This is a genomic window from Pseudomonas sp. Van50, from assembly GCF_055390755.1.
This window is the reverse complement of record NZ_AP024343.1, coordinates 5,468,767-5,483,152: the sequence shown is the minus strand read 5'-3', so window position 1 is coordinate 5,483,152 and position 14,386 is coordinate 5,468,767. Positions and strand designations below refer to the sequence as shown.

Here is a 14,386-nt window from a genome sequence, read left to right as displayed (position 1 = left end):
CCGCCATCGCGAGCAAGCTCGGCTCCCACAGGCTCGGCTGCTACACAGGGAAAGCCTGGCGGGAGCGGGGTTGCACGTTAGTACCGACATTTTGTAGGGACTTGTTACTACCATCGTCGAATGGTTCTATAGGCCCGCCCCGGGCTACAACGGGACCATACAAAAACAACTATGTCTCCGAGGTAAGAAAGATGAGTGCGGCTTCTCTGTATCCCGTTCGCCCCGAGGTTGCGGCCAGTACGTTGACTGACGAGGCGACCTACAAGGCGATGTATCAGCAGTCGGTCGTCAACCCGGATGGCTTCTGGCGCGAGCAGGCCAAGCGCCTCGACTGGATCAAACCGTTCACCACGGTGAAGCAGACCTCCTTCGACGATCACCATGTCGATATCAAGTGGTTTGCCGACGGCACCTTGAACGTGTCCTACAACTGCCTCGACCGTCACCTGGCCGAGCGCGGCGATCAAATTGCGATTATCTGGGAGGGCGATGACCCGTCCGAGAGCCGCAACATCACCTATCGCGAACTGCACGAAGAAGTCTGCAAGTTCGCCAACGCCCTGCGTGGCCAGGACGTGCATCGCGGCGACGTGGTGACCATCTACATGCCGATGATCCCTGAGGCTGTGGTCGCGATGCTGGCCTGTACCCGGATCGGTGCGATTCACTCGGTGGTGTTCGGCGGCTTCTCCCCTGAAGCGCTGGCCGGCCGGATCATCGACTGCAAATCCAAAGTGGTGATCACCGCTGACGAAGGCGTTCGCGCTGGCAAGAAGATCCCGCTCAAGGCTAACGTCGATGACGCGCTGACCAACCCGGAAACCAGCAGCATCCAGAAAGTCATCGTGTGCAAGCGCACGGCTGGCAACATCAAGTGGAACCAGCACCGCGACATCTGGTACGAAGACCTGATGAAGGTGGCCGGCACCGTTTGCGCACCGAAGGAGATGGGCGCCGAAGAAGCGCTGTTCATCCTCTACACCTCCGGTTCCACCGGCAAGCCCAAGGGCGTGCAGCACACCACGGCCGGCTACCTGTTGTATGCAGCGCTGACCCATGAGCGCGTGTTCGACTACAAGCCAGGCGAGGTCTACTGGTGCACCGCCGACGTGGGCTGGGTCACCGGCCACAGCTATATCGTCTACGGCCCGCTGGCCAATGGTGCGACCACGCTGCTGTTCGAAGGCGTGCCGAACTACCCGGACATCACCCGGGTAGCCAAGGTCATCGACAAGCACAAGGTCAGCATCCTCTACACCGCGCCAACCGCCATCCGCGCGATGATGGCCTCGGGCACCGCCGCCGTCGAAGGCGCCGATGGCAGCAGCCTGCGCCTGTTGGGTTCGGTGGGTGAGCCGATCAACCCGGAAGCCTGGGACTGGTACTACAAGAACGTCGGCAAGGAACGTTGCCCGATCGTCGACACCTGGTGGCAGACCGAGACCGGTGGCGTGCTGATCAGCCCATTGCCAGGCGCCACGGCGTTGAAGCCGGGTTCGGCTACTCGCCCGTTCTTCGGTGTGGTGCCGGCGCTGGTGGACAACCTCGGCAACCTGATCGAAGGCGCGGCCGAAGGCAACCTGGTGATCCTCGATTCTTGGCCAGGCCAGGCGCGTACGCTGTACGGCGATCATGATCGTTTCGTCGACACCTACTTCAAGACCTTCAGCGGCATGTACTTCACCGGTGACGGCGCCCGTCGCGACGAGGACGGTTACTACTGGATCACCGGTCGAGTGGATGACGTGCTCAACGTGTCCGGCCACCGCATGGGCACGGCCGAGATCGAGAGCGCCATGGTCGCCCACCCGAAAGTCGCCGAAGCGGCGGTGGTGGGTGTGCCGCACGACATCAAGGGGCAGGGCATCTATGTCTACGTCACCCTCAATGCCGGCGAAGAAACCAGCGAGGCCCTGCGCCTGGAACTGAAGAACTGGGTGCGCAAGGAGATCGGTCCGATTGCCTCGCCGGATGTGATCCAGTGGGCACCAGGGCTGCCGAAGACCCGTTCCGGCAAGATCATGCGCCGCATCCTGCGCAAGATTGCCACGGCGGAATACGACGGGTTGGGTGATATCTCCACCCTGGCCGATCCGGGTGTGGTGGCGCACTTGATCGAGACGCACAAGACCATGAACGTTGCCTGACGTTAACCAGTAACACCGAAAAGCCCCGCCCGGTTTTGCCGAGCGGGGCTTTTTTTATGGGGCCTGCCACGTCCTGAATAAGGTTCATACCTACCTCTGGACTGGACACCCTTGTGGCGAGGGAGCTTGCTCCCGCTCGGCTGCACCTTGTAGGAGCTGTCGAGCGTAGCGAGGCTGCGATCTTGCCTCAAGCAATGGAGTCTGAAGTGAACGATCAAAAGATCGCAGCCTTCGGCAGCTCCTACCCCCAGCGGGAGCAAGCTACCTCGCCACGGGTTCGGCGAATGAATAAATATCGGCGTTTGAAGTGGGAGGTGTCTGAACGTTACCGGTGTTTCGAAATGTGTAACCAAAGGCGCCACAACGGGGCGATGTGAAACGCGAAGCCCCGTTACAGGGCGGCTCCGGGCGTTCCGGAAAATAAGCCGACACGCTGTGCTTGCCGGATTAGAAGGGTTTGCGAATAATGGGCCCGCTATTTGCAGCATAGATCGGTTTCCCTTCTTTTGCTCTTGCATGAATTTGCGGGGCTGTCAATGTGCTCGAACCGCTTTCTCGGTGCTTCTGTAATTTGTTGTCGCATTGAAGAAATATCGGCTTCGGGCCTGTCGTTAGAATGCCGATCACTCGCTCGTCGTGGCTCGCGTTGGATAAACCGTGAGCTTCCCAGGACGCAGCACCCACGTTCGTTCCACCCATTCGCATATTGGGCTGTTGCTCACTCTGCCGTTTTTGCCCTTTACCGATGGAGTCCCAAGATGAAGAAACTTGTGCTGCTTGGCGCCCTGGCACTGTCCGTGCTGTCCCTGCCGACCTTCGCTGATGAGAAACCCCTGAAGATTGGTATCGAAGCGGCTTACCCTCCGTTCGCCTCGAAAGCCCCGGATGGCAGTATCGTTGGCTTCGACTACGACATCGGCAACGCGCTGTGCGAAGAAATGAAGGTCAAGTGCGTATGGGTCGAGCAAGAATTCGACGGCCTGATACCGGCGCTGAAGGTGCGCAAGATCGACGCGATCCTGTCGTCCATGTCCATCACTGAAGATCGCAAGAAGTCCGTTGATTTCACCAACAAGTACTACAACACCCCGGCCCGTCTGGTGATGAAGGCCGGTACCCAGGTCAGCGACAACCTGGCCGAGCTCAAGGGCAAGAACATCGGCGTGCAGCGTGGTTCGATCCACGAGCGTTTCGCCCGTGAAGTCCTGGCTCCGCTGGGTGCCGAGATCAAGCCGTACGGTTCGCAGAACGAAATCTACCTGGACGTCGCCGCCGGCCGCCTCGACGGCACCGTGGCAGACGCTACCCTGTTGGATGACGGCTTCCTCAAGACCGATGCCGGCAAGGGCTTCGCATTCGTAGGTCCAGCCTTCACCGACGAGAAATACTTCGGCGACGGCATCGGTATCGCGGTTCGCAAGGGCGATGCGCTGAAAGACAAGATCAATGGCGCGATCACCGCCCTCCGCGAGAACGGCAAGTACAAGCAAATCCAGGACAAATACTTCGCTTTCGATATCTACGGCAAGTAACGACGTCCCGCCACTCGTGCGAAATGGCGCAAGCAACAGGATCTCTGCGGTTTGCGCCATTTTTTCATCCCACTTTCGAGGACCTGAATCATGTTGAAAGGCTACGGGGCTGTCATCCTCGATGGCGCATGGTTGACGCTTGAGCTCGCCTTGTCGTCCATGGCCCTGGCCATCGTCCTGGGTTTGATCGGCGTTGCGTTGCGCCTTTCTCCGGTGCGCTGGCTGGCGTGGCTGGGCGACCTGTATTCCACGGTCATTCGCGGCATTCCCGACCTGGTGCTGATCCTGTTGATTTTCTACGGCGGCCAGGACTTGCTCAATCGCGTGGCACCGATGCTCGGCTATGACGACTACATCGACCTGAATCCGTTGGCGGCCGGTATCGGCACCCTGGGCTTCATCTTCGGTGCGTACCTGTCGGAGACCTTTCGCGGTGCATTCATGGCGATTCCCAAGGGCCAGGCCGAGGCGGGCATGGCATATGGCATGAGCGGCTTCCAGGTGTTCTTCCGGGTGCTGGTGCCGCAGATGATTCGCCTGGCGATTCCGGGCTTCACCAACAACTGGCTGGTATTGACCAAGGCTACCGCGCTGATTTCCGTGGTGGGCTTGCAAGACATGATGTTCAAGGCCAAGCAGGCGGCGGATGCCACTCGCGAGCCTTTCACCTTCTTCCTCGCAGTGGCGGCGATGTACCTGGTGATCACCAGTGTCTCGTTGCTGGCGTTGCGTCACCTTGAGAAGCGCTACTCGGTAGGCGTAAGGGCGGCTGATCTATGATCTTCGACTACAACGTCATCTATGAAGCCTTGCCGCTGTATTTCAGTGGCTTGCTGACCACCCTCAAATTGTTGGCCCTGTCGCTGTTCTTCGGCCTGCTGGCGGCGTTGCCCCTGGGGCTGATGCGGGTGTCCAAGCAGCCGATCGTCAACATGACGGCCTGGCTCTACACCTACGTGATCCGCGGCACGCCGATGCTGGTGCAGTTGTTCCTGATCTATTACGGGCTGGCGCAGTTCGCGATCGTGCGCGAAAGCTTCCTCTGGCCATGGCTGTCCAGCGCGACGTTCTGTGCGTGCCTGGCGTTTGCCATCAACACCAGCGCCTACACCGCCGAAATCATCGCCGGCAGCCTGCGGGCCACGCCCAATGGTGAGATCGAAGCGGCCAAGGCCATGGGCATGTCGCGCTACAAGCTGTATCGCCGGATCCTGCTGCCGTCGGCCTTGCGTCGGGCGCTGCCGCAATACAGCAACGAAGTGATCATGATGTTGCAGACCACCAGCCTGGCATCCATCGTGACCCTGATCGACATCACCGGCGCGGCGCGCACGGTGAATGCGCAGTATTACTTGCCGTTCGAGGCCTACATCACGGCCGGCGCTTTCTACCTGTGCCTGACCTTCATTCTGGTGCGCCTGTTCAAACTGGCCGAGCGCCGCTGGCTGGGTTACCTGGCCCCGCGCAAGCACTGATAATGCATCGATCCGATCGACTGCTCAACGACTGACGTTTTGTGAGAACCGACCGCATGTACAAGCTTGAAGTCCAAGACCTGCATAAACGCTATGGCAGTCACGAAGTGCTCAAGGGCGTGTCCCTGAAGGCCGCCGCTGGCGATGTGATCAGCATCATCGGCTCCAGTGGCTCCGGCAAGAGTACTTTCCTGCGTTGCATCAACCTGCTCGAGCAACCCCATGCCGGCAAGATTCTGCTCAACAATGAAGAGCTGAAACTGGTCGCCGGCAAGGATGGCGCCATGAAGGCCGCGGACCCCAAGCAACTGCAGCGCATGCGTTCGCGGCTGTCGATGGTGTTCCAGCATTTCAACCTGTGGTCCCACATGACCGCGCTGGAAAACATCATGGAGGCGCCCGTGCATGTACTGGGCGTGGCCAAGGCTGAAGCGCGGGAGAAGGCCGAGCACTACCTGAACAAGGTCGGCGTGGCCCATCGCAAGGATGCCTACCCGGGCCACATGTCCGGCGGCGAGCAGCAGCGCGTGGCGATTGCCCGTGCGCTGGCGATGGAGCCTGAGGTGATGCTGTTCGACGAGCCGACCTCGGCGCTGGACCCGGAGCTGGTGGGCGACGTGCTCAAGGTGATGCAGGCCCTGGCCGTGGAAGGTCGGACCATGGTGGTGGTGACTCACGAAATGGGCTTTGCCCGCGAGGTGTCGAACCAGCTGGTGTTCCTGCACAAGGGCATCGTCGAAGAAAGCGGCAACCCACGTGAAGTGCTGGTCAATCCGCAATCGGAGCGCCTGCAACAATTTCTTTCGGGCAGCCTCAAGTAATCGCTCCCGTTACGCACCTGATTTGGGTCATGCTGCGCACCGCGCGCCAGATGGTCTAATTTGGTTGCAGCCGCTTTTGGCTTTAACACTGTTTTCGCTTCGGATCGCCCGCCATGACTGCCCATCGAATAGGTTTCCTGATTTGGCCCAGCACTAAAGCCTTGACGCTGGCGCTGGCCGAGGAGGCCTTGCGTGTCGCTCAGCGGGTGCATCCGGATGTGGTCTACGAGCTGTCGTTCCTGCAGGCCGAGCCACCGGCCGCCGGCGCCTGGCAATTGCCGGGCGAACCTTGGGCCGGCAAGCTCGAGGGGTTCCAGAAGCTGTTCCTGCTGGCCGATGAGCCGCCGACCGCACTGGCCTCGCCCCTGAGCAGCGCCCTCAAGCAACTGGTGCGTGCCGGTTGCGTGATCGGTGGTTTGTCGGCGGGTGTCTATCCCTTGGCCCAGCTGGGTTTGCTCGACGGTTACCGTGCCGCCGTGCATTGGCGCTGGCAGGACGACTTCTCCGAACGTTTCCCCAAGGTCATCGCCACCAGCCATCTGTTTGACTGGGATCGCGATCGCCTGAGCGCTTGCGGCGGCATGTCGGTGCTGGATCTGTTGCTGGCGGTCCTGGCCCGGGATCACGGTGCGGAGCTGGCCGGTGCGGTGTCGGAAGAGTTGGTGGTCGAGCGCATTCGTGAAGGCGGCGAGCGCCAGCGCATCCCGTTGCAGAACCGCCTCGGCTCCAGCCATCCAAAGCTCACCCAGGCGGTGCTGCTGATGGAAGCCAATATCGAAGAGCCGCTGACCACCGACGAAATCGCCCAGCATGTGTGTGTATCCCGCCGGCAACTGGAGCGGATCTTCAAGCAATACCTCAACCGCGTGCCCAGCCAGTATTACCTGGAACTGCGCCTGAACAAGGCCCGGCAGATGTTGATGCAGACCAGCAAATCCATCATCCAGATCGGCCTGTCCTGCGGTTTCTCCTCGGGGCCACACTTCTCCAGCGCCTACCGCAACTTCTTCGGCGCCACGCCGCGGGAAGACCGCAACCAGCGACGCAGCAGCAGCCCGTTCGAATTGTCGTCGGTGCCGTCCGAGCGGGGCTAGGCTGGCACAACTTCCCGGCAGCAAGGGAATCTGTGGGAGCAAGGCTTGCCCGCGATGCAGGCGCCACATTTGTGCAGGCTAACCGAGTCATCGTTCATCGCGAGCAAGCTTTGCTCCCACAGGTAAGTCCCTTTGCCGCAAGTGCCTGGCAAGGGAAAGCTTCTGAATCAAATCTCGAGGCGGGCGCCTCAAATCCACTGGCAACGTTTAAACTGCGCCTTTGCGACGCTATTTGTCGCATTGCCGTAAACCCGCGCAAAACGTGGGTTGGCGCTATAAGAAGTTGTCGCTTGGCGGCAAGGCCGGGCTGAAAACTGTCCTTACAATCCTTACCAAGCCCGCCAGTTCCAGGCGGGTGTTCCTCATCAGGAGACTCCGATGTCCGTTGAGCAAGCCGCGGTACAACGCGCCGATTTCGACCAGGTTATGGTTCCCAACTATGCACCTGCTGCCTTCATACCTGTGCGTGGTGCCGGTTCCCGCGTATGGGACCAATCCGGTCGTGAGTTGATCGACTTTGCTGGCGGCATTGCAGTCAACGTACTGGGCCACGCCCACCCGGCGCTGGTCGGCGCACTGACCGAACAGGCCAACAAGCTGTGGCACGTCTCCAACGTCTTTACCAATGAGCCGGCCCTGCGCCTGGCCCACAAGCTGGTCAACGCGACCTTTGCCGAGCGCGCGTTTTTCTGCAACTCCGGCGCCGAAGCCAACGAGGCCGCCTTCAAGCTGGCCCGTCGTGTTGCGTTCGATCGTTTCGGCAGCGAAAAATACGAAATCATCGCCGCGCTCAATAGCTTCCACGGTCGCACCCTGTTCACCGTCAACGTCGGCGGGCAGTCGAAGTACTCCGACGGTTTCGGGCCTAAAATCACTGGCATCACCCACGTTCCTTATAACGACCTGGCCGCGTTGAAAGCCGCTGTCTCGGACAAGACCTGCGCCGTGGTGCTGGAGCCGATCCAGGGCGAGGGCGGCGTGCTGCCGGCCGAGCAGGCCTACCTGCAAGGCGCCCGCGACCTGTGCGATGCCCACGACGCGCTGCTGGTGTTCGACGAAGTGCAGACCGGCATGGGCCGCAGCGGTCATCTGTTTGCCTACATGCATTACGGCGTGGTCCCGGACATCCTCACCAGCGCCAAGAGCCTGGGCGGTGGTTTCCCGATTGCGGCGATGCTCACCACCGAAGCCCTGGCCAAGCACCTGGTGGTCGGCACCCACGGCACCACCTATGGCGGCAACCCGCTGGCCTGCGCGGTGGCCGAAGCGGTGATCGATGTGGTCAATACGCCTGAGGTGCTCGGTGGTGTCAAAACCAAGCACGCCAAGTTCAAGGCGCGCCTGGAGCAGATCGGCGAGAAGTACGGCCTGTTCACCCAAGTGCGTGGCCTGGGCCTGCTGATCGGCTGCGTGCTGAACGATGCCTGGAAAGGCAAGGCCAAGGACATCTTCAACGCCGCCGAACAGGAAGGCCTGATGATCCTGCAAGCCGGCCCGGACGTGATTCGCTTCGCCCCGAGCCTGGTGGTGGAAGACGCCGACATCGACGCCGGCCTGGACCGCTTCGAGCGGGCCGCGGCGAAGCTGACGCAAGCCTGATCCCGAAAAACTGAACCGGCTCCATGGGAGCCAGTTTCTTGTGGGAGCTGAGCTTGCTCGCGATGGGATTGCCTCGGTTTGACAGGTAGAGCTCATTGCCTGCATCGCGAGCAAGCTTTGCTCCCACAGGGAGTCAGTATTTTTTTTCTGTGTGTCGACCTGAGGGTCGAACCCTTTATTTCAAGTTAAGGAGTGACACCATGCTGGTGATGCGCCCCGCGCAAATGGCGGATCTGGGCGAGGTACAGCGTCTGGCTGCGGACAGTCCGATCGGTGTCACTTCCTTGCCGGATGACGTGGAACGCCTGAGCGACAAGATCGCCGCAAGCGAAGCCTCGTTTGCCGCCGAAGTCAGCTTCAACGGCGAAGAAAGCTATTTCTTCGTCCTCGAAGACACCGCGACCGGCAAGCTGGCGGGCTGTTCGGCCATCGTCGCGTCGGCCGGTTATTCCGAACCGTTCTACAGCTTTCGCAACGAGACCTTCGTGCACGCCTCCCGTGAGCTGAAGATCCACAACAAGATCCACGTGCTCTCCCAATGCCACGACCTGACCGGCAACAGCCTGCTGACCAGTTTCTACGTGGTGCCGGAACTGGTGGGCTCGCCATGGTCGGAACTCAATTCACGGGGACGGCTGTTGTTCGTCGCCAGCCATCCGGAGCGGTTCGCCGATTCGGTGGTGACCGAGATCGTCGGCTACAGCGATGAGAATGGCGACTCGCCGTTCTGGGACGCCATCGGTCGCAACTTCTTCGACCTCAACTACGCTGCCGCCGAGCGCCTGTGCGGGCTGAAGAGCCGTACCTTCCTCGCCGAGCTGATGCCCCATTACCCGATCTATGTGCCGCTGTTGCCGGATGCCGCCCAGGAAGCCATGGGCCAGGTGCATCCGCGGGCGCAGATCACCTTCGACATCCTGATGCGCGAGGGTTTCGAGACCGATCACTACATCGACATCTTCGACGGTGGCCCGACCCTGCATGCCCGCGTCTCGGGCATCCGCTCGATCGCCCAGAGCCGCGTGGTGCCGGTCAAGATCGGCGAACCGGTCAAGGGCGCCGGCCGGCAATACCTGGTGGCCAATGCCCAGTTGCAGGATTACCGCGCCGTGCTGCTCGAACTCGACTACGCGCCGGGCAAACCGGTGACCCTGGATATGGACGCGGCCGAAGCCTTGGGCGTTGGCGAAGGCGCCAGCGTGCGCCTGGTGGCGGTTTAATGAGTTTCGCGGGTGGCGCAAGCGGCCCGTTTGAGGAGATAGCATGATCGTTCGTCCCGTACGCAGCAGCGATTTACCCGCTCTGATCGCCCTGGCCCGCAGCACGGGCACCGGCCTGACCACCTTGCCGGCCAATGAGGAGCGCCTGGCCCATCGGGTCGGTTGGGCCGAGAAGACCTTTCGCGGCGAAGCCGGGCGCGGTGATGCGGACTACCTGTTCGTGCTCGAAGACGACGATGGCCGGGTGGTGGGCATTTCCGCCATCGCCGGTGCCGTGGGGCTGCGTGAGCCCTGGTACAACTTTCGGGTCGGCCTGACGGTCAGTGCTTCCCAGGAATTGAACATCTATCGGGAAATCCCGACCCTGTTCCTGGCCAACGACCTGACCGGCAATTCCGAGCTGTGCTCGTTGTTCCTCCACGCCGACTACCGCAGTGGCCTCAATGGCCGGATGCTGGCCAAGGCGCGGCTGTTGTTCATTGCCGAGTTCCCGCAGTTGTTCGGCAACAAGATCATTGCCGAGATGCGCGGCATGTCCGACGACAACGGACGTTCGCCGTTCTGGGAAAGCCTGGGCCGGCATTTCTTCAAAATGGAGTTCAGCCAGGCCGACTACCTCACCGGCGTGGGCAACAAGGCGTTCATCGCTGAACTGATGCCCAAATTCCCGCTGTACACCTGTTTCCTGTCCGAAGGTGCCCGGGCCGTGATTGGCCAGGTTCATCCGGACACTGAACCGGCCTTGTCGATGCTCAAGAGCGAAGGTTTCAGCTATCAGGGTTACGTCGACATCTTCGACGCCGGCCCGGCGGTGGAGTGCGAGACCGGCAAGATCCGCGCGATTCGCGACAGCCAGGCGCTGGTGCTGGCCATCGGCACGCCGGGCGATGACGCCACGCCGTTCCTCATCCATAACCGCAAGCGCGAAGACTGCCGCATCACCGCTGCACCGGCGCGCTTCGCCGCAGGCACTCTGGTGGTCGATCCGCTGACCGCCAAGCGTCTTCAACTCAATGCCGGCGATCAGGTGCGTGCCGTTGCGTTGTCCGCTGCCCGGGAGTCGAAATGATGAATTCGTTGTACATCGCAGGTAGCTGGCTGGAAGGCCAGGGCGACCTCTTTGAGTCGTTGAACCCAGTGACCCAGCAAGTGTTGTGGTCGGGCAACGGTGCCACGGCGGCGCAAGTGGAATCGGCGGTGCAGGCCGCGCGCCAGGCGTTCCCGGACTGGGCGCGGCGCTCGCTGGATGAACGCATCCAGGTGTTGGAGGCTTTTGCCGCGGCCCTGAAAAGCCACGCTGACGAACTGGCCCAGTGCATCGGTGAAGAAACCGGCAAGCCGTTGTGGGAAGCGGCGACCGAAGTGACCAGCATGGTCAATAAAGTCGCCATTTCGGTGCAGAGCTACCGCGAGCGGACCGGCGAGAAGAGCGGCCCCCTGGGCGACGCCACCGCCGTGCTGCGCCACAAGCCCCATGGCGTGGTGGCGGTCTTCGGTCCCTACAACTTCCCCGGTCACTTGCCCAACGGTCATATCGTGCCAGCGCTGCTGGCCGGCAACAGCGTGTTGTTCAAGCCGAGCGAGCTGACACCGAAAGTCGCCGAGCTGACGGTCAAGTGCTGGGTCGAGGCCGGTCTGCCGGCGGGTGTGCTGAACCTGCTGCAAGGCGCGCGGGAAACCGGTATCGCCCTGGCAGCGAACCCAGGTATCGACGGGTTGTTCTTCACCGGCTCCAGCCGCACCGGCAATCTGCTGCATCAACAATTTTCCGGGCGTCCGGACAAGATCCTCGCGCTGGAAATGGGCGGTAACAACCCGCTGGTGGTGGATGAGGTGGCGGACGTCGATGCGGCGGTCTACACCATTATCCAGTCCGCTTTCATTTCCGCCGGGCAGCGCTGCACCTGTGCGCGCCGTCTGCTGGTGCCGCAAGGCCCGTGGGGCGATGCCTTGCTGGCGCGCCTGGTGGTGGTCAGCTCGACCCTTGAAGTCGGTGCCTTCGACCAGCAACCGGCGCCGTTCATGGGCTCGGTGATTTCCCTGGGGGCGGCGAAGGCGCTGATGGACGCGCAAAACCATTTGCTGGGCAAAGGCGCCGTGCCGCTGTTGGCCATGACCCAGCCGCAGCCCCAGGCGGCATTGCTGACGCCGGGTATCCTGGATGTGACTGCCGTGGCCGAGCGTCCTGATGAAGAGCTGTTCGGGCCGTTGCTGCAAGTGATCCGCTACACGGACTTCGCCGCGGCCATCACCGAGGCCAACAATACGCAATATGGCCTGGCCGCCGGGTTGCTGTCCGATTCCCAGGCGCGTTACCAGCAATTCTGGCTGCAGAGCCGCGCCGGTATCGTCAACTGGAACAAACAGCTGACCGGCGCCGCCAGCAGCGCCCCGTTCGGCGGTGTCGGTGCCTCGGGCAACCATCGCGCCAGTGCTTATTACGCGGCCGATTATTGCGCGTACCCGGTGGCTTCCCTGGAGACCCCGAGCCTTGTCATGCCGGCTGCCCTGACCCCCGGTGTGCGCATGTCTTGAGACCGCCATCGCGGGCAAGCCTTGCTCCCACAGGGGTTATGCAAAACCTGTGAGAGCAAGCCTTGTCCCCACAGGGGTTATGCAAAACCTGTGGGAACAAGCCTTGTCCCCACAGGCGTTATGCAAAACCTGTGGGAGCAAGCCTTGTCCCCACAGGGCCTATGCAAAACCTGTGGGAGCAAGGCTTGCCCGCGATAGCCGCGACGCAGTTGTAATTGATGCCTATAAAAAACAGATTCTCGTGGAGCCTCGCTGATGAAATCCTATGAAGTCAACTTTGACGGTCTAGTGGGGCCGACCCATAACTACGGCGGGCTCTCGTACGGCAACGTCGCGTCCCAGAGCAACAGCCAGCAATCCTCCAACCCCAAGGAAGCGGCGTTGCAGGGTCTGGCGAAAATGAAAGCGCTGATGGACATGGGGTTCCAGCAAGGCGTGCTGGCGCCGCAGGAGCGCCCGGACGTGGCGGCCATGCGCCGGTTGGGCTTTGCCGGCAGCGATGCCCAGGTGATCCAGCAGGCCGCGAAGGAAGCGATGCCGCTGTTGGTCGCCAGCTGCTCGGCGTCCAGCATGTGGGTGGCCAACGCCGCCACGGTCAGCCCAAGTGCCGACACCGCCGATGGTCGCGTGCATTTCACCGCCGCCAACCTGAACTGCAAGTACCACCGTAGCATCGAGCATCCGACCACCAGTCGCGTGTTGGGGGCGATGTTTGCCGACCAGCAGCACTTCGCCCACCACGCCGCGTTGCCGGCGGTGGCGCAGTTCGGCGATGAAGGTGCGGCCAACCACACCCGTTTCTGCCGCGCCTACGGCGAAGCCGGCGTGGAGTTCTTCGTCTTCGGTCGCAGCGCCTTCGACACCCGTTATCCCGCACCGCAGAAATACCCGGCGCGCCAGACCCTGGAAGCCTCCCAGGCCGTTGCCCGCCTGCATGGGCTGCGGGAGGAGGGCGTGGTGTACGCCCAACAGAATCCGTCGGTGATCGACCAGGGTGTGTTCCATAACGACGTGATCGCGGTGGGCAACGGTGAAGTGCTGTTCTATCACGAGGATGCGTTTCTCGAGACCGACAGGATGTTGGCCGAGTTGAGCAGCAAACTCGCCAAGGTCGGTGGGAAATTTCAGTCGGTGTGCGTGCCGCGTTCGGCGGTGACTGTCGATGACGCGGTACGTTCCTACCTGTTCAATAGCCAGCTGCTGTCGCGCCCCGACGGCTCCATGCTCTTGATCGTGCCGGAAGAATGCCGCGGCAACGAACGCGTCTGGCAATACCTGCAAGGCCTGACGGGCGCTGGCGGGGTGATTCGCGAAGTGAAGGTCTTCGACCTCAAGCAAAGCATGCAGAACGGTGGCGGCCCGGCTTGCCTGAGGTTGCGCGTGGCCCTCAATGAAACCGAGCTGGCGGCCGTCAATCCAGGGGTTATCATGACCGCGCCGCTGTACGATTCGCTGACCCAATGGGTCGAGCGGCACTACCGCGACCGCATGACCGAAAATGACCTGGCAGACCCGCAGTTGCTGCTCGAATGCCGTGCGGCATTGGATGAACTGACACAAATCCTTAAACTTGGCGCGGTTTATCCTTTCCAGATCAATTGAAAGCGCGCGCGACCTGACTACAGTCAAAGCAGGGCGCGTTGCCTTATCCCCAGACGAGAACCTAAAGACATGAGCGATACCCTGCAGCTGATCCTTGAAGACACCGACGGCACCCAACTGGAAACCTCCTGCACCCGTGTCGCGGTGATGTGGCAAGGCAAGGAGTTGTGGATCCAGCAGGACGGCCGCGGTCAGTTGCTGATCGGCGTCGATGTCGAGGAAGGGGACGAGGAATACGCCAACCTGTTGTTGCGTCCATTGGCGACCAACCTGGTCAGCCTGCAACTGGAAATGGAACCGGCGGACGTCGGCGACGATGACCATGTCCATGGCCCGGATTGCGGCCACGACCACTAAGGAA

12 protein-coding genes are annotated in these 14,386 nt (G+C 61.5%); all 12 read left to right on the top strand.

Annotated elements, in window-relative coordinates:
• Positions 1-191: 191 nt before the first annotated feature.
• Complete coding sequence (gene acs, locus ACZ5M5_RS23455; protein ID WP_060741002.1) at positions 192-2,147, top strand: acetate--CoA ligase; 1,956 nt, start codon at positions 192-194, stop codon at positions 2,145-2,147.
• Positions 2,148-2,905: 758 nt separating this feature from the next.
• Positions 2,906-3,679, top strand: a complete 774-nt coding sequence (locus ACZ5M5_RS23450) for an ABC transporter substrate-binding protein (RefSeq protein WP_060741003.1) — start codon at positions 2,906-2,908, stop codon at positions 3,677-3,679.
• 90 nt (positions 3,680-3,769) lie between these two features.
• Positions 3,770-4,459 (top strand): ABC transporter permease, encoded by a 690-nt coding sequence (locus tag ACZ5M5_RS23445; protein ID WP_060741004.1) that lies wholly within the window; start codon positions 3,770-3,772, stop codon positions 4,457-4,459.
• Positions 4,456-5,154 carry an ABC transporter permease gene (locus ACZ5M5_RS23440; RefSeq protein WP_060741005.1) on the top strand — a complete coding sequence of 233 codons (699 nt, stop codon included), beginning with the start codon at positions 4,456-4,458 and terminating at the stop codon, positions 5,152-5,154. Before ACZ5M5_RS23445 ends, ACZ5M5_RS23440 begins: the two co-directional genes overlap by 4 nt.
• Positions 5,155-5,210: 56 nt before the next feature.
• Positions 5,211-5,975, top strand: coding sequence for an ABC transporter ATP-binding protein (locus tag ACZ5M5_RS23435; protein ID WP_060741006.1), 765 nt, complete (start codon positions 5,211-5,213; stop codon positions 5,973-5,975).
• Positions 5,976-6,088: 113 nt separating this feature from the next.
• The gene (locus tag ACZ5M5_RS23430) at positions 6,089-7,069 is read left to right on the top strand and encodes a GlxA family transcriptional regulator (RefSeq protein WP_060741007.1); all 981 of its coding nucleotides are present in this window, start codon (positions 6,089-6,091) and stop codon (positions 7,067-7,069) included.
• 378 nt (positions 7,070-7,447) lie between these two features.
• Positions 7,448-8,668 (top strand): aspartate aminotransferase family protein, encoded by a 1,221-nt coding sequence (locus ACZ5M5_RS23425; RefSeq protein ID WP_060741008.1) that lies wholly within the window; start codon positions 7,448-7,450, stop codon positions 8,666-8,668.
• 200 nt (positions 8,669-8,868) lie between these two features.
• On the top strand, positions 8,869-9,888 hold the full coding sequence (aruF, locus tag ACZ5M5_RS23420) for an arginine/ornithine succinyltransferase subunit alpha (RefSeq protein ID WP_464738057.1): 1,020 nt from the start codon (positions 8,869-8,871) through the stop codon (positions 9,886-9,888).
• Positions 9,889-9,931: 43 nt separating this feature from the next.
• On the top strand, positions 9,932-10,957 hold the full coding sequence (astA, locus tag ACZ5M5_RS23415; protein WP_060741009.1) for an arginine N-succinyltransferase: 1,026 nt from the start codon (positions 9,932-9,934) through the stop codon (positions 10,955-10,957).
• Entirely contained in the window at positions 10,954-12,423 is a 1,470-nt protein-coding gene (gene astD, locus ACZ5M5_RS23410; protein WP_464738056.1) for a succinylglutamate-semialdehyde dehydrogenase, read from the top strand. The genes astA and astD overlap by 4 nt, the downstream gene beginning before the upstream one ends.
• 255 nt (positions 12,424-12,678) lie before the next feature.
• The gene (astB, locus tag ACZ5M5_RS23405) at positions 12,679-14,025 is read left to right on the top strand and encodes an N-succinylarginine dihydrolase (RefSeq protein ID WP_464738055.1); all 1,347 of its coding nucleotides are present in this window, start codon (positions 12,679-12,681) and stop codon (positions 14,023-14,025) included.
• 69 nt (positions 14,026-14,094) lie between these two features.
• Positions 14,095-14,382 carry a hypothetical protein gene (locus ACZ5M5_RS23400; protein WP_003178862.1) on the top strand — a complete coding sequence of 96 codons (288 nt, stop codon included), beginning with the start codon at positions 14,095-14,097 and terminating at the stop codon, positions 14,380-14,382.
• The last annotated feature ends 4 nt before the right edge of the window (positions 14,383-14,386 follow it).

Bases quoted from the DNA above. Each gene is read 5' to 3' on its own strand.
- acs (WP_060741002.1), top strand. From the start codon at position 192: ATGAGTGCGGCTTCTCTGTATCCCGTTCGCCCCGAGGTTGCGGCCAGT.
- ACZ5M5_RS23450 (WP_060741003.1), top strand. From the start codon at position 2,906: ATGAAGAAACTTGTGCTGCTTGGCGCCCTGGCACTGTCCGTGCTGTCC.
- ACZ5M5_RS23445 (WP_060741004.1), top strand. From the start codon at position 3,770: ATGTTGAAAGGCTACGGGGCTGTCATCCTCGATGGCGCATGGTTGACG.
- ACZ5M5_RS23440 (WP_060741005.1), top strand. From the start codon at position 4,456: ATGATCTTCGACTACAACGTCATCTATGAAGCCTTGCCGCTGTATTTC.
- ACZ5M5_RS23435 (WP_060741006.1), top strand. From the start codon at position 5,211: ATGTACAAGCTTGAAGTCCAAGACCTGCATAAACGCTATGGCAGTCAC.
- ACZ5M5_RS23430 (WP_060741007.1), top strand. From the start codon at position 6,089: ATGACTGCCCATCGAATAGGTTTCCTGATTTGGCCCAGCACTAAAGCC.
- ACZ5M5_RS23425 (WP_060741008.1), top strand. From the start codon at position 7,448: ATGTCCGTTGAGCAAGCCGCGGTACAACGCGCCGATTTCGACCAGGTT.
- aruF (WP_464738057.1), top strand. From the start codon at position 8,869: ATGCTGGTGATGCGCCCCGCGCAAATGGCGGATCTGGGCGAGGTACAG.
- astA (WP_060741009.1), top strand. From the start codon at position 9,932: ATGATCGTTCGTCCCGTACGCAGCAGCGATTTACCCGCTCTGATCGCC.
- astD (WP_464738056.1), top strand. From the start codon at position 10,954: ATGATGAATTCGTTGTACATCGCAGGTAGCTGGCTGGAAGGCCAGGGC.
- astB (WP_464738055.1), top strand. From the start codon at position 12,679: ATGAAATCCTATGAAGTCAACTTTGACGGTCTAGTGGGGCCGACCCAT.
- ACZ5M5_RS23400 (WP_003178862.1), top strand. From the start codon at position 14,095: ATGAGCGATACCCTGCAGCTGATCCTTGAAGACACCGACGGCACCCAA.